The sequence below is a fragment of the Roseateles sp. GW821-FHT09B06 genome (assembly GCF_059418245.1).
On record NZ_JBWKPM010000010.1, the window covers coordinates 119041 to 137230 of the forward strand.

Consider the following 18190-nt stretch of genomic DNA (forward strand, 5'->3'; position numbering starts at 1 on the left):
CATGAGCATTGCCAACTTCAACGGCCAGCGCCCCGTGATCGATCCCGACGACGCGGTGATGCTGCTGATCGACCACCAGAGCGGCCTGTTCCAGACCGTCAACGACATGCCGATGCCGAAGCTGCGCGCCCATGCCGCCGCGCTGGCCAGGATGGCCACGCTGGCCACGCTGGCCAAGATGCCGGTGATCACGACGGCCTCGGTGCCGCAGGGCCCGAACGGTCCGCTGATCCCGGAGATCCACGAGAACGCACCGCATGCGCAGTACGTGGCGCGCAAGGGCGAGATCAATGCCTGGGACAACCCGGACTTCGTCGCCGCGGTCGAGGCCACAGGGCGCAAGACCCTGATCATCGCCGGCACGATCACCAGCGTCTGCATGGCCTTCCCGGCGATCAGCGCGGTGCATGCCGGCTACAAGGTGTTCGCGGTGGTCGACGCTTCTGGCACCTATTCCAAGATGGCCCAGGAGATCACGCTGGCCCGCGTCGTGCAGGCCGGCGTGATCCCGATGGACACCGCCGCCGTGGCCTCGGAGATCCAGCGCAGCTGGCATCGCGCCGACGCCGCGCAATGGGCCGAGATCTACACCCGGATCTTTCCCGAATACCAGCTGCTGATCGAAAGCTATGGCAAGGCCCAGGCCGTGGCCACCAGCGGCGAGCAGCTGGACTCGCAGCGCGCCTGAGTCGCGCGCATCCCCATCCAACTCCGAAGGAGCGATTCATGAGCAAGCCCTATGTCCGTCTGGACAAGAACAATGCCGCCGTGCTGCTGGTGGACCACCAGGCCGGTCTGCTGTCCCTGGTGCGCGACATCGACCCGGACAAGTTCAAGAACAATGTCTTGGCCCTGGCCGACCTGGCCCGGTACTTCAAGCTGCCCACCATTCTGACCACCAGCTTCGAGGACGGCCCCAACGGCCCGCTGGTGCCCGAACTGAAGCAGATCTTCCCCGCCGCGCCCTTCATCCCGCGCCCCGGCCAGATCAATGCCTGGGACAACGAGGACTTCGTCAAGGCGATCAAGGCCACCGGCAGGAAGCAGCTGATCATCGCCGGCGTCGTTACCGAGGTCTGCGTGGCCTTCCCGGCGCTGTCGGCCCTGGCCGAGGGCTACGAGGTGTTCGTCGTCACCGATGCCTCCGGCACCTTCAACGAGATCACCCAGCAGGCCGCCTGGAACCGCATGGCCGCGGCCGGCGCCCAGCTGATGAGCTGGTTCGGCGTGGCTTGCGAGCTGCACCGCGACTGGCGCAACGACATCGAGGGCCTGGGCACGCTGTTCTCCAACCATATTCCCGACTACCGCAACCTGATCGGCAGCTACACGACGGCGAAGGCCGGCGGCCGCTGAGGCGGCGTGCGGATCGGCCGCGCGGGGAGTCCCGAGGGCGCGGGCCGAGCGGGGCGCATGCCGGAGATTCGCCGCTCGCAGCAATGGCCCTGCGGCGGCGCAGGGGCACGGGCCGGGCGAGAATGCGCCCGGCCCTTTTGCTTCACCGCCCATGCGCGAACTGCTCGACCTCCTGATTGCTCACGGCGTGCTGCTGGTCTTTCTCGTGACCCTGGCGGCGCGCGCCGGGGTGCCGCTGCCGGCCGCGCCGCTGCTGGTGGTGGCCGGCGGGCTGGCGGCCGAGGGGCAGATCTCGGGCCTGGCCTCGCTGGCCGTGGCCGTGCTGGCCAATATCGCCGGCGACGCGATCTGGTTCGCGGCCGGACGGCGCCACGGCCACCGTGTGATGAAGCTCTTGTGCCGGATCTCGCTGTCGCCCGATGCCTGCGTGCGCCAGAGCGAGGGCCTGATCCTGCGCTGGGGCGGCCAGGCGCTGCTGGCCGCCAAGTTCCTGCCGGGCGTGTCGGTGGTCGCCGCGCCGATGGCCGGCGCCCTGGGCATGAGCTGGAAGCGCTTCGTCGCCTACGACTTCGCCGCCGGCCTGCTGTGGAGCGGCGCCTTCCTGCTGCTGGGTCTGATGCTGGCCGAGCAGATCCAGCAGGTGCTGGACATGCTGGCCGGCGCCGGCCTCGTGGCCCTGGCCGCGCTGCTGCTGATCATCGCGGGCCTGATCCTGCGGCGCCTGTGGCGGCGCATCCGCTTCGCGCGCCGCACGCGCGGGCACCGCATCACGGTGGCCGAGGCCGCGGCGCTGCTGAAGGACGGCGCGCTGCCGCCGCTGTTCATCGACGTGCGCGCGGCCGGCGGCCTGGCGATCGATCCGCGCCGCATTCCCGGCGCCCTGCTGCTGGAGCTGGACCAGGTGAAGGCCCGCGCCGCCAGCCTGCCGCGCGACCGCGAGCTGGTGCTCTATTGCAACTGCCCCAACGAGGTCAGCGCCGCGATGGGCGTGACCCTGCTGGGCGAGGCCGGGCTGACGCGCGCCCGCGCGCTGGTGGGCGGGCTGGACGGCTGGGAGGCCGCCGGGCAGCCGGTCGCCAACGCCTAGCAGGCTGTTGAAAACCTACTGCGGCGACCATCTGCGGCGTTGCGCGGTGCTCGGAATCCTCACGTACAGGAAGTACGTTCCGGTTCCTGCGCTCCGGGCGCCTAGCAGCTGGCCGTCCTCGCGACGTTTTTCAACAGCCTGCTAGGAGCCCATTGCCGCCGTGCCGACCGGCCCCGGGCTGTTGCTTTTGCGTCCTGGGGGGTAGGCAGGCCCGCCCGCGGTGCAACACTTGACCCCATGCCGGCGGGTCACGAAAGGCATGGGATGAGCGAGGCCATCGAGGAACTGGTGCGCGCGCGCCGCGCCGCGCTCTATGGCAATCATGCGCCGCCCGAGGGCGACGGGCTGTGGGGCCTGGCCCTGTCCGGCGGCGGCATCCGCAGCGCCACCTTCTGCTTCGGCCTGATCAAGGCGCTGGCGCGCGAGGGCGCGTTGCTGCGTTTCGACCTGATGTCCACCGTCTCGGGCGGCGGCTATATCGGTGCCGCGGTGGGCAAGCTGTTCCACCAGGCACGCAGCCCGGCCGAGACGGTGCTGACCGCCGATGCGCTGGCCAGCGCCGACAAGCGCTGGCTGGCCTGGTGGCTGCGTGCCAACGGCCGCTACCTGATCCCGCGCGGCGTGGCCGATGCGCTGTTCGCGGCCTCGCTATACCTGCGCAATCTGCTGGCCATCCATATCGAGATCGGCGTGCTGGGCCTGCTGCTGGGGGCGCTGCTGGCGCTGTTCAACATCGGGCTGTGGCCCTGGGTGCAGGCCTGGCTGCCGGCGACCGAGCCGGAGCGCAGCATGGCGCTGCGCCTGCTGGCCTGGCTGCCCGGCGCCTGGCTGCTGCTCGTGCCGCAGGCGGCGCTCGCGCTGCTGCTGGCCTGCGGCTACTGGATGGTGCGCGAGCGCCGGCGCGGCCTGTGGCCGCGCCTGGTGCTGGCCGCCACGCCGCTGCTGTGGGGCGCGGTGGCGCTGGGCCTGTGGTGGCTGCGGCCGCGTGTCGCGGCCGGCGCCGACGAGGGCTTCTGGCCGCCCGCGCTGTGGTGGGCCTGGGCCCTGTGCTTCGGTGGCGCGCTTGCCTGGGTGCTGGCCCAGCCCTATGCGCAGGGGCTGGCGCGCTGGCTGCTGCGCGGCGCGCGCCGGCGCGGCGAGACGCCGCCGGGCCCGCGCGAACTGGCCGAGGCCTGCCGCCAGCGCCTGACCGGCCAGCTGGCCTGGCAGGGCCAGGCGGCGCTGGCCCTGATGCTGCTGGGCCTGGTGGACCGGCTCGCCTGGTACCTGGCCTTCGAGCTGGGCAAGCCCGGCTGGTACGGCACCACCCTGGTGGCGCTGGCCGGCCTGCTGCGCCTCGTGCTGCCGCGCCTGGTGCCCAGCAGCGCGACGCTGGCGCCGGTCTGGGGCCTGTCGCTGGCCACCCTGGGCCACCTGGCCGGGCTGCTGCTGCTGTTCCTGCTGAGCACCTGGTGGGTGTCGCTGGCCTATACCCTGGTGCTGCAGCCCGATGCGGCGGCGCTGATCGCGCCGGGCTCGGCGCTGCGCGCCGCGGTGCTGGCGCTGGCCTGCCTGGGCTTCGCGCTGCTGACGGCCTGGAACATCGACTTCCTGAACCTGTCGTCGCTGCATCAGTTCTACCGCGCGCGCCTGGTGCGCAGCTATCTGGGCGCGGCCAACGGCCTGCGCTTCACCGGGCAGGGCAGCGACGCGCGCCTGCGCCCGCTAGAGGTGCCGCCGCGCGAGCCCGACGGCGGCTGGCGCGTGGCCTCGGTGGACGCGATGCACCGCGGCGACGACCTGCCGATGCGCCACTACGCGCCACATGCCAACGGCGGCCCGGTGCACCTGATCAACTGCTGCATCAACCAGACCCACGACCCGCGCGGCGGCCTGTTCAACCAGGACCGTCGCGGCCTGCCCTTCACGATCGGGCCGCGCGGGCTGGCGCGCGTGGGCCTGCGGCCCTGGCGGCGTCTCGGCGGGGTGCGCGCGATGTCGCTGGGCTCGTGGATGGCCACCTCGGGCGCGGCCTTCGCGCCGGGCCTCGGCGGCATGACGCGCACCGGCGTCGCGGTGCTGGCGATGACGGCCGGCCTGCGCCTGGGCCATTGGTGGGACAGCCGCGGCCTGAAGGACGAGCGCGGCGAGCGCGACAAGCGCCGCATGCCCTGGCTGCCCAAGTCGGCGATGGTGTTCGACGAACTGCGCGGCCGTTTCGACGCCGAGCGCAAGCGCCACTGGTATCTCAGCGACGGCGGCCATTACGAGAACACCGGCGCCTATGCCTTGCTGGCCGAGGAATGCGGGCTGATCGTGCTGGCCGATTGCGGCGCCGATCCGCGCTACGGCTTCGGCGACCTGGAGAACCTGGTGCGCAAGGCCCGCATCGACCTGCAGACCGATATCGAGTTCCTGCGCCCGGCGCGCCGCCAGGGAAGCGGCGAGGGGGCGCCGCCGGCCTTCGGCTCGCTGAACGACCTGGCCTCGGCGCAAAGCATCAGCAGCGTGGCGCTGGCGCGCATCCACTACCGGCGCAGCGGCGCGCGCGGCCTGCTGGTCGTCGTCAAGCCCAATATCTGCCCGGGGCTACCGGTGGACCTGATCAATTTCAAGCGCGAGAACCCCCTGTTCCCGCAGCAGTCCACCACCGACCAGTTCTTCGACGAGGCGCAATGGGAAAGCTACTTCACCCTGGGCGAGGAACTGGGCGCCAACCTCGGCGACGGCCTGCTGCACCGCCTGCCCGAGCTGGCCGACCGGCAGTTCGTGCCGGACGACGGCGTCAGCATCGGGCGCCGCGACGGCGACGCGCCTGCGCCCGATGCCGCGGCCGGCAGCGGCAAGCCCAGCGCCCGCGTGCCGGCGCGCATCGCCAGCCAGGCGGTGGCCGCCACCGTGGGGCTCAGCGCGGCCACCACGCTGGGCATCTCGCTGTGGCAGGCGATCGATGCCCTGCGAACGCAGAGCGCCGAGACCGGGCGCGACGAGCGTCAGTCCTTCAAGGATCTGAGCGAGCAGTTCGGCCGGTTGCAGAGCCTGCAGGGCCTGGACGACAAGGGCAGCGGCAAGGACCTGGCCGCGCTGGCCAGCCAGCTGCTGCGCGTGGCGGACACCCAATGCCTGCACGGCCAGGCCGGCTGGTTCCAGCAGTCGGCGCTGGCGCAATGCGTGCTGCAGCAGACCGAGGCCCTGTGCCTGCCGCGGCGCGGCGAGCTGCCCGCCTGTGCGCTGCTGCTGGACAGCCCGGCCAAGCGCTGCCTGGACATGGGCTGGCAGCGCCGCATCCAGCAACCGCGCCTGCTGTACTGGGGGTTGGACCTGAACCCGCCGGCGCCCAGCTGTCCGCCGGCGGCCCTGAAGGCGCTGGGGGCTTTTGAGCCGAGCCTGCCGGCCCGGACCCTGGCTCAGGCCTGCGTCGGACAGGCCCTGTACCTGCAGGTGTACGGGCCGGCGCGACGCGCCGAGGCCGAGGCCCAGCGCCAGCGATGGCGGGGTCAGGGCTTGCGCGTGCCGCCGGTGGAGGACGTGCTGGCCGGCAGCGCCCGCAGCGGCGAGCCGCCGCCCAGGCCCTATGCGCGGCCCACCGTGCTGGTGCACGACGACGCGGCGTGGGCCTGCGCCGAGGCCCTGCTGCAGCCGGGCTGGCAGCTGCGCCGGCCGTCGACGGGCCTGCAGGGGGCGCCGGGGGTGATCGAGGTGTGGTGGCCGAGGTAGGGGCGGCGCTTGTCTGTTATTTTCTGGCCGGGATGCTTGAGGGGGCAGGGCGGATGCCATGCGGGGCATGGATCGTCGGGAACCTCGGGCGAAAGAAGTGAGGGCGCAGCGGCCGCGCCATATATCAAAGTTAGGCGTCGTCACTTTGCGCGCAAGGGAGAGCCGGGGTCAGAGGTCGCCAAGTTCGTACACCTCTGGAAGCATGAGAACGGGATCTGGCGCCTTGCCAGGGTTCTAAGCTTCGATCACCGCCCTTCATCGCGGTCGCGGTCGCGGTAGCAAGGGCCAAGCTACGCCGCACCTGCCTCCACGGTCCGGTTAACTCGAACTCGTTAGGCGTCACAAGGCGCCTCAATCTCGAACCAAGTCGCATATGACCTTATCGCCTTCAAACTCGGAGCGCAGCCTCAACGCCGGCACGCTTGATCGGGCGGTCGCTGCTCGGGCCTGGGCCTACGGCTGGGCGATTTCCCGGCGCACCCAAACTCCGATTGAGCGTTCCGGCTACTTTCAAATTTTCGTCGGAACGCCCGGACAGACCACGCGCTACGTGCTGCCACACCTTGATCGAGGACTGCTTCACGAACTCGTCTCCACCGAGACTGGCCCCGGGAGTTGGCTGAAGATCTGCGCCCCGATTGAAAGCGTGTCCCAACTGCTCTCAAGCCACTGGAATGTTCACGAGCCCGAGTTTTTGATGAACGCCGATCTCGTAGGCGGCCATCCCCCGGTCACTGATGGCTACCGCATGCATACCGATTCCGCGGGAGCGCTCACGTTTGCGAAACTCATCGCCGATACGGGAGAAATCGCCGCCAGCGGCCAAGTCGCCATTGATGGCGCGTTCGCCACTTTTGATCAAATCATCACGGCGGAGACCCACCGAAGGAAGGGACTTGGCCGGCACATCATGGCCGCCCTGTCCAACATCTCACTCGATCTCGGAGCAAGGCAAGGCGTGCTGGTTGCAACGGAGGCAGGTGCGGCCTTGTACAAGGCGCTAGGCTGGGCCATGATCTCGCCGGTCACGGCGGCATCGCTGTCGACCGCGGAAGCAAAGTGACGCCCAAGCCCTCCATGCAGGAGGCGCCGTGGCGTGCAAGTGCTGTAAGTCCGTGAACGCGATTTGCGAGGGCTTGTGCGCATGTGCAAGACGTCCCTTACGCCGAACCTCGTCAGGTCTAGGAACATATCCATGCGTCGTGCCGTCATGCTGATCCTGTTTGCATGTTCCAGCGGTGCTCGGGCCATCCAGCCGCTGGAGGCGGGCCTTCAGCCCTTGCTGGACAGACAGCAAGCCATCGTCAGCGAACAGCAATTGCTGAACCAGCGGCTCCAGGGCGCGGCCAGCTATCCGGAAGAACGAGCCGCCGCCTATCGCGCTTACGCGGCGATGGAACTTGAACGGCGGCGGCTGGAGTGCGAAATCCAGCGGGCAAGAAATTGGGCGGCTTCGCCGCTGGTGGTCTATGCTGCTCCCGCGAAGAGAGCAGCTTGCTCCGCCGAGCTGATGAGCCATCGTTCCAGCGAAGCGCCTTCGGCGACCCTTGACCTCGGACGCTAGGCGTCGAGACCCCGAGAACAATCTCCCGCACCACCCCCTCCGCCCATGACCTCCCGCGCACTTGAAGCCTTCATCGCCCAAGCCACCGCACGAAGCTGCCGCCAGCCCGATCCGGCCGACTGCGTGCTTGCTCTGGCGCCGCTGATGCTCGATCTGATCGATCATGCCGGCACCTTCCTGGAGCCGCAGCACTATCGAAGCAGCACGGCGGGCTACACCCGCAACCTCATATATGACGCGCCGGATGCGAGCCTCTCGCTGTACGCGATCGTCTGGCTCCCGGGTCAGTGGACGCCCGTGCACGACCACGGCAGCTGGGGTGTCGTCGGGGTGGTCGAGGGCGTGCTGGAGGAGCGCAGCTATGTCCGGCTGTCGCCGGATCGCGGAGCGGACGATGCGATCGACCTGGCGCGCGGCGGCACGGTCTTGCTCCGGTATGGCGCCGTCACCAGCTTCGTGCCCAACCCCGATCACATCCACGTGACCGGCGTTCCGCCGGAACGGCCCCGCGCCGTCAGCCTGCATCTCTATGGGCGCACGATGAGCAACTTCAACATATACGACATCGGGGCCCGTACGCGCCGGCGCATCGAAGTGGCGCACAACGAAAGTTGAGGGGGCGGATGCGCGTCGCAATGCCGGTGCCGCGGGCCGGCGGAGCCCGCCCGCCTCCGGTCGAAACCAGGGAGCCCAGCGCAGGCTCGATGAGCGTTCTTCCGGAACGCATCGCCGGCATGGCAGGCCTGGCCGCCGCGATCCGCGCGCACAATCCGACCTGCAGGCGGTGATGGGTGCCTGCGGCGTTGCCACGATCACAGGAGAAGCACGATGAAGACGCTCGGTGCCTCGCTTATCGCCCTCGGCCTGGGGGCCGTTCTGGTCGGCGCCGTCATGTGGGCGCCATCCGCGCGCTCGCAGATCAGCGCGTCGCCCAGCTGGGTGCCGATCGGCGTCTCTCAGGGCGGCAGCAGCAGCACGGTCTGGTTCCATGAGCCCTCGTCCCGGCAGGCCCTGGCCTGCCAAACCGGCAGCGGCCCGGGGGCCGGGGCGGTCCAATGCAGCATCGTCAAGCTGCCCTAGTCATAGACATGGCCGCAGCGGCAGCGCGCCGGGCCGCCGCGGGCTGCTCGGCATGAGCCCCGGCGCTCCGGAACGGGGCCTATGAAGAAGGTGGCCGTGTTCGGGAGCACGGGTGGGGGCAAATCGACCCTGGCCCGCAGGCTGGCGGCGCTGACCCGGCTTCCGCCCTATCCGCTGGACCTGGTCCAGTACCGGGCCGGTGGCGACAAGGTGCCGCACGATGAGTACCTGAAGCCGCATGCGGAACTGCTGCGGCGCGATGCGTGGATCATCGATGGCTGTGGCTGCGTTGCGTCGTCATGGGAACGCTTTGCCGCGGCGCACACGCTGGTCTACATCGACCTGCCCTTGCCCAGGCATTTCCAGCACGCTCAGCAGCTATCGCGTGATCTGGCTCTGCCACCGCCATCTGACGCCCAAGTACCGGGGGCTCGTGTCCGCTGTTCGCGAGTACCAGCGCGTTCACCATCTGAGGTCCGTCGTCGAGATCGATGCGTTCCCGAATGGGGTGCGGCGGGAGGCCGAAGCCGGTTGAACCGGCGATCGATCGTCCGCCCGCCCATTCGCGTGTTGGCTCATATGCAAAACCTGCGCTTGGGTATGCGCAGTGCTTCGTTGGTCGCGCAAGGGCCGGGGCCTAGAGTGGCAGCACCATGCACCTTGCCCTCCTCGAATCCCCTCGGGTCACTGCGTCCGCCGCGGCGCAGGACTTCCGGGTCCAGGCCATTGACGGAGCCCCCTTGGGCGCCGAGGTCCTGGGCCTGGACCTGAATCGCCCGCTCGACGCCGCCGATTTCCAGCGCTTGCACCGCGCCCACCTGGACCACCATGTGCTGGTGTTCCGCGATCAACGCATCACGCCGGCCCAGCAGGTGGCCTTCAGCCGCCGCTGGGGCCCGCTGCAGATCCATGTGCTGCGCCAGTTCCAGCTGGAGGGGCACCCCGAGATCCTGCGCATCTCCAATGTCCGCGATGCCGAGGGCCAGCCGATCGGCCTCGGCGACGCCGGCCATTACTGGCACTCCGACCTCTCGTACAAGGAGCGCCCCAGCCTCGGCTCGATCCTGCATGCGCAGGAGCTGCCGGCCGAGGGCGGCGACACCTTGTTCGCCAATCAGCACCTGGCCTGGGAGACCCTGCCAAAGGCGCTGAAGGCGCGCATCGAGGGCCTGCGCGCCGAGCACAGCTATCTGGCCAGGTACGAGGAGCTGCGCGCGCGCAACCCCTGGCGCCCCAAGCTGACGCAGCCGCAGATCGACGAGGTCAGGCCGGTCGTGCAGCCGGTGGTGCGCATCCACCCGGAGACCGGCCGCAAGGCGCTGTTCGTCAGCGAGCATTTCACGACCCGCATCGTCGATGTCGGCGAAGAGGAAAGCCGGGAACTGCTGGCCGAGCTGTTCGCGCACAGCAGCAAGCCCGAGTTCGTCTACCGCCACCAATGGCGGCCGCACGACATGGTGTTCTGGGACAACCGCTCGCTGCAGCATCTGGCCGCCGGCTGTCCGGACGAGCTGCGCCGCCTGCTCCATCGAACCACCATCGAGGGCGACAAGCCCTTCTGACCCCAGGAATTTCCATGAAGAAGACATTCACCACGCGCCTTGTGGCGCTGGGTCTGGCCGCGCTCGCCCTCAGTGGTGCCGCCCGGGCCGAAGGCCAGATCCGTATCGCCGAGCAGTTCGGCATCGTCTACCTGCTGCTGAACATCGCGCAGGACCAGAAGCTGATCGAGAAGCAGGGCAAGCCCCAAGGTCTCGACATCAAGGTCGAGAACGTCAAGCTCTCTGGCGGCGCCGCGGTCAACGACGCGCTGCTGTCCGGCAGCATCGACGTGGCCGGCGCTGGCGTGGGCCCGCTCTTGACCCTGTGGGATCGCACCTATGGCCGCCAGAACGTGCGCGGCATCGCCTCGCTGGGCAACTTCCCCTATTACCTGACCAGCAACAATCCGGCGGTCAAGACGATTGCCGACTTCACCGACAAGGACCGCATCGCGCTGCCCGCGGTGGGCGTGTCGGTGCAGTCGCGCGTGCTGCAGCTGGCCTCGGCCAAGCTGTGGGGCGATGCCAACTACAACAAGCTCGACAAGATCCAGGTGGCGGTGCCGCATCCCGAGGCCACGGCCGCCATCATCAAGGGCGGCACCGAGATCACCGCGCATTTCGGCAACCCGCCCTTCCAGGAGCAGGGCCTGGCCGGCAACCCGAACGCGCGCATCGTGCTGCGGAGCTACGAGGTGCTGGGCGGCCCGGCCTCGGCCACCGTGCTCTACGGCACCGAGAAGTTCCGCAAGGAGAACCCGAAGACCTACAAGGCCTTCGTCGACGCGCTGGCCGAGGCCGCGCGCTTCGCGACCGCCAATCCCGAGCAGGCGGCCGACATCTTCCTGCGCACCAACAACTCCAAGCTGGACCGCGAGTTCCTGATCAAGATCATCAAGAACCCGGAGGTGCAGTTCAAGCTGGCGCCGCAGAACACCCTGCAGCTCGCCGACTTCATGCACCGCGTCGGCGCGATCAAGAACAAGCCGGCCTCGGCGAAGGACTATTTCTTCGACGATGCGCACAACGCGTCCGGGACCTGAGATGGCCGTCACCAAGCATTTCCTCGTCGGCGCCGCGCTCGCCTGCGCCGCGCTCACCGCCCAGGCCGAGGGCCGCATCAGCATCGCCCAGCAGTTCGGGATCGGCTATCTGATCCTGGACGTGGTGAAGGACCAGAAGCTGATCGAGAAGCATGCGAAGGCGCAAGGACTGGAGCGCATCGAGGTCGATTGGAACCAGATCTCCGGCGCCACCGCGATGAACGAGGCCCTGCTGGCCGGCGCGCTGGACGTGGTGTCGGCCGGCGTGCCGCCGCTGCTGACCCTGTGGGACCGCACTCGCGGAAAGCAGAACGTCAAGGCGGTCGCCGCGCTGGGCTCTCTGCCCAACTACCTGCTGACCAACAAGCCCAACGTCAGGAGCCTGAGGGACCTGGGCGACAAGGATCGCATCGCGGTGCCCGCGGCCGGCACCGGCTTCCAGTCGCGCACCCTGCAGATCGAGACCGCCAGGCTGTTCGGCCGCGAGGACTACAAGCGCTTCGACAGCATCTCGGTGAGCCTGCCGCACCCCGACGCCACCGCCGCGCTGATCTCCGGCGCCACCGAGGTGAGTGCGCATTTCTCCAGCGCCCCGTTCTACTACCAGGCCCTCGAAAACAAGAACGTGCGCAAGCTGATCAGCAGCTACGACATCCTTGGCGGCCCGGCCACCTTCAACGTGCTCTACACGACGCAGCAGTTCCACGACGAGAACCCCAAGACCTACAAGGCCTTCTACGCGGCCCTGGTCGAGGCGGCGCAGCTGATCAGGGCCGACAAGACGAAAGCGGCCGAGATCTTCATTCGCGTGCAGAACTCCAAGCTGGCGCCGGGCCTGGTCCGGCGCATCGTCGAGGACCCGGAGAACGACTTCACGGTGTCGCCGCATCGCTCCCATGTCTACGCCGAGAAACTGCACGAGATCGGCGTTCTGAAGAACAAGGCGGCCTCGTGGAAGGACTACTTCTTCGAAGAGGCTTACCCGCAAGGGGGCAGCTGATGGGGCCGGCCGTTACGCCCATCAAACCCGCGCCGCTGCTGGTGGTGGACCGGGTCAGTCTGCAGTACCGCACGCTGAAGCGCCTGGTGCAGGCCACGCACGAGGTCAGCTTCGAGGTGCATGAGGCCGAACGCTATGTGCTGCTCGGCCCCTCGGGCTGCGGCAAGTCCAGCCTGCTGAAGGCCATCGCCGGTTTCGTCGTGCCGGCCGGCGGCGAGATCCGGCTGGAGGGTCGGGCCGTGCGCGGCCCCGGTCCGGACCGCATCGTCGTGTTCCAGGAGTTCGACCAGCTGCCGCCCTGGAAGACGGTGCAGCAGAACGTCGAGTTCCCGCTGCTGGCCTCCAAGACTCTGGGCCGCAAGGAAGCGGCCGAGCGCGCGCTGCATTACCTGGCCAAGGTGGGTCTGGCCAAGTTCGCCGGCGCCTATCCGCACCAGCTGTCCGGCGGCATGAAGCAGCGCGTCGCGATCGCCCGTGCGCTGGCGATGCAGCCGCGTGTGCTGCTGATGGACGAGCCCTTCGCGGCACTGGATGCGCTGACCCGGCGCAAGATGCAGGAGGAGCTGCTGGCGCTGTGGGACGAGGTGCGCTTCACCCTGCTGTTCGTCACCCATTCGATCGAGGAGGCGCTGGTCGTCGGCAGCCGCATCGCGCTGCTGTCGCCGCACCCGGGCCGGCTGCGCGCCGAGATCAACAGCCATCAGTACGACCTGCAGAGCCTGGGCGGCGCGGCCTTCCAGGCCAGCGCGCAGCGCATCCACCGGCTGCTGTTCGACGAGCCGGCCCCTGACGTTGCCGCCGAGACCATCGCCGCGGCGAGGATCGCATGAATACCGTCACCCTGACCCCCCTGGTCCGTCCGGAATACGAGCGCGAATTGCCGCCGCTGCCGCCCACGCTGCAGGCCGAGGCCGCGCTGCCGCTGGCCGCGCGGCTGTGGCAGCAGCAGAGCTGGCTGCGCCGCGGCCTGATCCTGGCCGTGCTGGCCCTGCTGTGGGAAATCGTCGCGCGCTGGCAGAACAACGACCTATTGCTGCCCACCTTCGTGCAGACCGCCAAGGCCCTGGCCGATGGCCTGGCCAGCGGCGAGCTGATCGTCAAGGCACGCATCTCGCTCGCCGTGCTGCTGCAGGGCTATGCCGGCGGCGTGCTGGCGGCCTTCGTGCTGACCACCTTGGCGGTGTCCACCCAGCTGGGCCGCGACCTGCTGGCCACCTTGACCGCGATGTTCAACCCGCTGCCGGCGATCGCGCTGCTGCCGCTGGCCCTGCTGTGGTTCGGCCTCGGGCAGGGCAGCCTGATCTTCGTGCTGATCCATTCGGTGCTGTGGCCGCTGGCGCTGAACACCTTTGCCGGCTTCCAGGCCGTGCCCGACACCTTGCGCATGGCCGGGCGCAACTACGGCCTGACGGGCCTGCGCTATGTGCTGCAGATCCTGGTGCCGGCGGCGCTGCCGGCCATCCTGTCGGGCCTGCGCATAGGCTGGGCCTTCGCCTGGCGCACCCTGATCGCGGCCGAGCTGGTGTTCGGCGCCTCCTCGGGCAAGGGCGGCCTGGGCTGGTTCATCTTCCAGAACCGCAACGAGCTCTACACCGACCGCGTGTTCGCCGGCCTGGTGCTGGTGATCCTGATCGGGCTGGCGGTGGAGAGCCTGGTGTTTAACACGCTGGAGCGGCTGACGGTCCAGCGCTGGGGCCTGCAGCGCTGAGCCCGCCCGCGCCGGGGCGTGGCAGCTGCTGCTGCCGAGCGAAGCGGCGCTGCGCCAGGATCAGCATCCGCGCGAACGACGGGGCGCTCGCCGCCGCCGGGGCCGGGCGCGCAGCCGGCGCGACGAAGTCGCGGCGGCCGGGGTGCTGCAGGGAATGGGTTGCCGTGGTCATGCATGCCCCTCTTCGTGGAAGGAAGGAAAAAGGAGGCCGGCGAGCCGGGACCTCCGCTGGCCCTCAGTAGACAGGCGCGCGGTATCGGCGATGTGTCACGGCCGCATCGTTTTGAATGAGTGTGTAGCGCCACCGTGCGGGCGCGATACATAACGCTACAAAACGAGACCTGCGGGACGGCGGCTGGGCCTGCGCTCAGCCCCCGGCCGCCTCCTTGGCCAGGCGCGCGACCAGCTTGACCAAGGTCGGCACGCGGCGCTTGCCGTGCATGCCGCGCACCCGCGCCTTGGCGGCGCCGAGGTCGATGCCGGCGCAGGTGATGATCAGCGGGCGGGTCTCGTCCTCGCGGTGCAGCTCGAACTGCGCCGGCAGGCCGGGCAGGGCGGTCTTCGAGATGCCGACGACGGCGACCTGGCCGCCCAGCGCCCGGAACAGATGCAGACCCAGGCCCGGGGTTTCCTGCGCGTCGAGATGGACGGCGCCGTTGATCACGATCAGCTCGGGCGCCTGCAGCCCGGCGTGCTCGCGCAGCAGCTGCAGCAGGCAGGGCAGATCGCGCAGGTCGCGCGGTGCGCCGCGCGGGGCGGGCTCGACGGCCGCGATGCGGGAGCTGAAGCTGCGCAGCGGTTCGGGCGCATCCCAGGCCTCGAAGGTCACGGCGGCGGCGGTGGCGGTGGCGCCCTCGCCGTGGTGGTAGATGTCGATCGCCAGTTTCATCGCTCGGCGCTGCTCTCGTGGATCAGCCGTCATTGTGGCGCGCGCAGCGGCCTCGCTCATTCGCTCGCTCAGGCCGGCGCCACCGGCCATTCGACGACGAAGGTCGTGCCCACATTGGGCCGGCTGTTCACCTGGATGCGGCCGCGCAGCGCCTCGATCATCTGCTTCACCACCACCAGGCCCAGGCCCGTGCCCTGCACGCGCGAGTCGCGCTCGCGGCCCAGGCGGTTGAAGGGCTGGAACAGCTGGGCCTGCTGCTCGTCGCTGAGGCCCACGCCGGTGTCGGCCACCTCGATGCGCAGCCGGTCCTCGTGCAGCGACAGCCGGGCGGTGACGCTGCCGCCGGGGCGGTTGTACTTGATCGCATTGGTCAGCAGATTGGCCAGCACCTGGCGCAGCCGCCGGCCGTCGGAGACCACCACGGGCTCGCTGCTCTCGGCCGTCAGATCCAGGCTGACCTGGCGTTCCTGCGCGGCCTGGGTCACCATGTCGCGGCAGTCGTCCAGCGCCGCCTGCAGGTCCACCGGCTCCTGCTGCACCCGCAGCACGCCGGCCTCGATGCTGGCGATGTCCAGCACGTCGTCCACCAGCTTCAGCAGATGCCAGCCGGCCGTCTCGACATGGTCGAGCCATTCGCGCTGGCGCGCGTTCAGGTCGGCCAGCTCGTTGCGCAGCAGCTGCGAGAAGCCCAGCACCGCATTCAGCGGCGTGCGCAGCTCATGGCTCATGCGCGAAAGGAATTCGCTCTTGGCGCGGTTGGCCTGCTCGGCCACGGCGCGGGCGCGGTCGGCGTCCTGCAGGCGCAGGCGCTCGGCGGTTTCCTGCTCCAGCGCCCGGGTGCGCTCCCGCACGCGCGTCTCCAGCTCGGCGCGCAACTGCTCCAGCCGCGCCTCGGCGGCGCGCCGTTCGGCCACCTCGCCCTCCAGCCGGGCCACCATCTGTTCCAGCGTGGCGGTGCTGGGCAGGCGCAGGGCCCGGGGCATCAGCCACCACAGGCCAATGGCCGTCACCACCGACACGGCCGCGGTGGCCGCCTTGGTGTAGCCCTGCAGCCAGTACTGCGGCCACCAGACCGTCAGGATGTCGACGATATGGGTGCTGCCGCACAGGAAGATGAAGGCCGAGAACAGCAGGAAGATCCAGTTGAACTGCAGATCGGTCCGGCGCCTGACGAACACCACCAGGGCCAGCGGGATCGAGTAGTAGGACAGGGCGATCAGCGCGTCCGAGCCGACCATCAGCGCCAGCAGGGTCGGACTCCACTGAAAACAATAGCCATGCGGGAGGAATCCCTGGCTCGCGGTCCATTGCAGCAGCAGCTGGCTCATTTTTCATTCTCCCTGGGCTGGCCAACGCATGCTTTATGCACCGGCCATCCGATGCTGGCAACCCTTGCTTGCCCGGCGACGCCGCGGCATCGGTTAGGCTCGGCCGCATGAAAACCCTGCTGCCGCTGCGCCTGACTCCCGGCGCGGACCTGCGGCTGGCGCTGCAGCAGGTCCTGCCGGCGCAGGGTGTCGCGGCCGCCTTCGTGCTGGCCGGCATCGGCAGCCTGAGCCAGACCCGGCTGCGCCTGGCCGGCGCGGCCGAGCCGCTGCTCCTGCTGGGCAATGTCGAGCTCCTGACGCTCAGCGGCAGCCTGTCGCCCGCCGGCGCCCATCTGCATGCCAGCGTGGCCGACGCGGCCGGTCGCGTGCTGGGCGGCCATGTGGCGCCGGGCTGCATCGTGCGCACCACGGCCGAGCTGCTGTTGGCCCTGCTGCCGGACTGGGCCTTCGCGCGCGAACCGGACGCGGCAAGCGGCTACGCGGAACTGCGGATCGCGCCTCGGGCATGATGCGGATCGCATGCTCGAACTCTGCAAGACCCTTTTTCTCTTCATCGCCACCGCGCTGGCCGAGATCGTCGGCTGCTACCTGCCCTGGCTGTGGCTGAAGAAGGGTGCGCCGGCCTGGCTGCTGCTGCCGGCCGCGCTGAGCCTGGCGCTGTTCGCCTGGCTGCTGAGCCTGCACCCGCAGGCCGCGAGCCGGGTCTACGCGGCCTATGGCGGCGTCTACATCGTCGTGGCGCTGGGCTGGCTGTGGGCGGTGGACGGCCTGCGCCCCACGGCCTGGGACTTGACCGGCGCCGGCGTCGCGCTGCTGGGCATGGCCATCATCATGCTGGCCCCGCAGCGGGGCTGATCACGACCATGACGCATCCGACCGTCGCCTCCTTCAACTGGGCCATCGTCGGCCCCGGCCGCATCGCCCACCGTTTCGCCGAGGCCGTGGCCGGCATCCAGGGCGCGCGGCTGCGGACGGTGATTGGCCGCGACGCGGCGCGCGCCGCGGCCTTCGCCGAGCGCTGGGCGGCGCCGCGCAGCGGCACCGACCTGGCGGCGCTGCTGGCCGACCCGGCCATCGACGGCGTCTACATCGCCACGCCCCATGCCCAGCATGGCGCGGCGCTGCGCGCCTGCCTGGAAGCCGGCAAGCCCGTGCTGTGCGAGAAGCCGCTGGTGCCGAATCTGGCCGAGGGTGAGGCCCTGGTGGCGCTGGCGCGCGCGCGTGGCGTGTTCCTGATGGAGGCGCTGTGGACGCGCTTCCTGCCGGCCTACGAACGGGTGGGCGAGTGGCTGCGCGGGCAGCGCATCGGCGAACTGCGCGCGATCCAGTCCAGCTTCTGCTTCCCGGCCGACTACGACCCCGGCAGCCGCCTGTTCGACCCGGCCCTGGCCGGCGGCGCGCTGCTGGACATCGGCATCTACAACCTCAGCGTCACCCGCTGGGTGCTGCAGCAGGCGCTGGGCGAATGTCCGGACTACCGCGCGCTGCAGGTCGAGGGTCGGCTGGCGCCCAGCGGCGTGGACCAGCGCCTGGCTGCCACGCTGAGCTTCCCCGGCGGCCAGGTTTCGCAGTTCGTCTGTGCGCTGGATGCCTGCGCCGACAACGCGCTGCGCCTGTTCGGCGCGCGCGGCACGATCACGCTGCCGCGCGATTTCTGGCAGGCCACCGAGGCGCTGCTGCAGGTGCGGGGCGAGCCCGAGCTGCGCGTCGGCCTGCCGCTGCGCATCAACGGCTTCGAGGGCGAGATCGAGGAGGCGATGCGCTGCGTGCGCGCCGGCCTGATCGAGAGCCCGCGCATGCCGCATGCGGAAACGCTGGCCACGCTGGCCTGGATGGACGAGATCCGGCGCCGGCTGGGCGTGCGCTACCCCTTCGAATAGCCGCCCGCCGGGGTGTGA

The 18190-nt window shown here is 69.8% G+C and carries 18 protein-coding genes; 16 read left to right on the plus strand and 2 right to left on the minus strand.

Features of this window, described 5'->3' with window-relative positions; genetic code table 11:
- Position 1 precedes the first annotated feature (1 nt).
- The 13 genes from AC07OQ_RS11420 to AC07OQ_RS11480 all read left to right on the plus strand — a co-directional run bounded on the left by AC07OQ_RS11420 (position 2) and on the right by AC07OQ_RS11480 (position 14075).
- Positions 2-688, plus strand: coding sequence for an isochorismatase family protein (locus tag AC07OQ_RS11420; protein ID WP_495053242.1), 687 nt, complete (start codon positions 2-4; stop codon positions 686-688).
- A 38-nt stretch (positions 689-726) separates the two neighbouring features.
- On the plus strand, positions 727-1356 hold the full coding sequence (ycaC, locus tag AC07OQ_RS11425; protein WP_495053243.1) for an isochorismate family cysteine hydrolase YcaC: 630 nt from the start codon (positions 727-729) through the stop codon (positions 1354-1356).
- Positions 1357-1507: 151 nt separating this feature from the next.
- Complete coding sequence (locus AC07OQ_RS11430; protein WP_495053244.1) at positions 1508-2443, plus strand: DedA family protein/thiosulfate sulfurtransferase GlpE; 936 nt, start codon at positions 1508-1510, stop codon at positions 2441-2443.
- A gap of 264 nt (positions 2444-2707) precedes the next feature.
- Positions 2708-6139 carry a patatin-like phospholipase family protein gene (locus AC07OQ_RS11435; protein ID WP_495053245.1) on the plus strand — a complete coding sequence of 1144 codons (3432 nt, stop codon included), beginning with the start codon at positions 2708-2710 and terminating at the stop codon, positions 6137-6139.
- Positions 6140-6512: 373 nt separating this feature from the next.
- Positions 6513-7202: a GNAT family N-acetyltransferase gene (locus AC07OQ_RS11440; protein ID WP_495053246.1), complete on the plus strand. Its 690-nt coding sequence runs from the start codon at positions 6513-6515 to the stop codon at positions 7200-7202.
- A gap of 132 nt (positions 7203-7334) precedes the next feature.
- On the plus strand, positions 7335-7703 hold the full coding sequence (locus AC07OQ_RS11445; RefSeq protein ID WP_495053247.1) for a hypothetical protein: 369 nt from the start codon (positions 7335-7337) through the stop codon (positions 7701-7703).
- 45 nt (positions 7704-7748) lie between these two features.
- Entirely contained in the window at positions 7749-8318 is a 570-nt protein-coding gene (locus tag AC07OQ_RS11450; protein ID WP_495053248.1) for a cysteine dioxygenase family protein, read from the plus strand.
- A 213-nt stretch (positions 8319-8531) separates the two neighbouring features.
- The gene (locus AC07OQ_RS11455) at positions 8532-8783 is read left to right on the plus strand and encodes a hypothetical protein (protein WP_495053249.1); all 252 of its coding nucleotides are present in this window, start codon (positions 8532-8534) and stop codon (positions 8781-8783) included.
- Positions 8784-9436: 653 nt separating this feature from the next.
- Positions 9437-10345 carry a TauD/TfdA dioxygenase family protein gene (locus AC07OQ_RS11460; protein ID WP_495053250.1) on the plus strand — a complete coding sequence of 303 codons (909 nt, stop codon included), beginning with the start codon at positions 9437-9439 and terminating at the stop codon, positions 10343-10345.
- A 14-nt stretch (positions 10346-10359) separates the two neighbouring features.
- Positions 10360-11367 carry an ABC transporter substrate-binding protein gene (locus AC07OQ_RS11465; RefSeq protein ID WP_495053251.1) on the plus strand — a complete coding sequence of 336 codons (1008 nt, stop codon included), beginning with the start codon at positions 10360-10362 and terminating at the stop codon, positions 11365-11367.
- A gap of 1 nt (position 11368) precedes the next feature.
- Positions 11369-12367 carry an ABC transporter substrate-binding protein gene (locus AC07OQ_RS11470; RefSeq protein WP_495053252.1) on the plus strand — a complete coding sequence of 333 codons (999 nt, stop codon included), beginning with the start codon at positions 11369-11371 and terminating at the stop codon, positions 12365-12367.
- The gene (locus AC07OQ_RS11475) at positions 12367-13197 is read left to right on the plus strand and encodes an ABC transporter ATP-binding protein (protein WP_495053253.1); all 831 of its coding nucleotides are present in this window, start codon (positions 12367-12369) and stop codon (positions 13195-13197) included. The genes AC07OQ_RS11470 and AC07OQ_RS11475 overlap by 1 nt, the downstream gene beginning before the upstream one ends.
- A complete protein-coding gene (locus AC07OQ_RS11480; RefSeq protein WP_495053254.1) occupies positions 13194-14075 on the plus strand; it encodes an ABC transporter permease in 882 nt (293 codons plus the stop codon). The genes AC07OQ_RS11475 and AC07OQ_RS11480 overlap by 4 nt, the downstream gene beginning before the upstream one ends.
- Positions 14076-14442: 367 nt before the next feature.
- On the opposite strand, the gene AC07OQ_RS11485 is transcribed toward AC07OQ_RS11480, so the two are convergent.
- Together AC07OQ_RS11485 and AC07OQ_RS11490 are read right to left on the minus strand one after the other, a co-directional pair.
- Positions 14443-14964 (minus strand): endonuclease V, encoded by a 522-nt coding sequence (locus tag AC07OQ_RS11485; protein WP_495053255.1) that lies wholly within the window; start codon positions 14962-14964, stop codon positions 14443-14445.
- Positions 14965-15032: 68 nt separating this feature from the next.
- Complete coding sequence (locus AC07OQ_RS11490) at positions 15033-16292, minus strand: sensor histidine kinase (protein WP_495053256.1); 1260 nt, start codon at positions 16290-16292, stop codon at positions 15033-15035.
- Positions 16293-16399: 107 nt separating this feature from the next.
- Here AC07OQ_RS11490 and AC07OQ_RS11495 point away from each other — a divergent pair, with 107 nt between their 5' ends.
- From AC07OQ_RS11495 to AC07OQ_RS11505, 3 genes are read left to right on the plus strand one after another with little or no spacing between them, the layout of a single operon-like run.
- Positions 16400-16801: a PPC domain-containing DNA-binding protein gene (locus tag AC07OQ_RS11495; protein ID WP_495053257.1), complete on the plus strand. Its 402-nt coding sequence runs from the start codon at positions 16400-16402 to the stop codon at positions 16799-16801.
- A 10-nt stretch (positions 16802-16811) separates the two neighbouring features.
- The gene (locus tag AC07OQ_RS11500; RefSeq protein WP_495053258.1) at positions 16812-17147 is read left to right on the plus strand and encodes a YnfA family protein; all 336 of its coding nucleotides are present in this window, start codon (positions 16812-16814) and stop codon (positions 17145-17147) included.
- 8 nt (positions 17148-17155) lie between these two features.
- Positions 17156-18172, plus strand: coding sequence for a Gfo/Idh/MocA family protein (locus AC07OQ_RS11505; RefSeq protein ID WP_495053259.1), 1017 nt, complete (start codon positions 17156-17158; stop codon positions 18170-18172).
- Positions 18173-18190 lie beyond the last annotated feature (18 nt).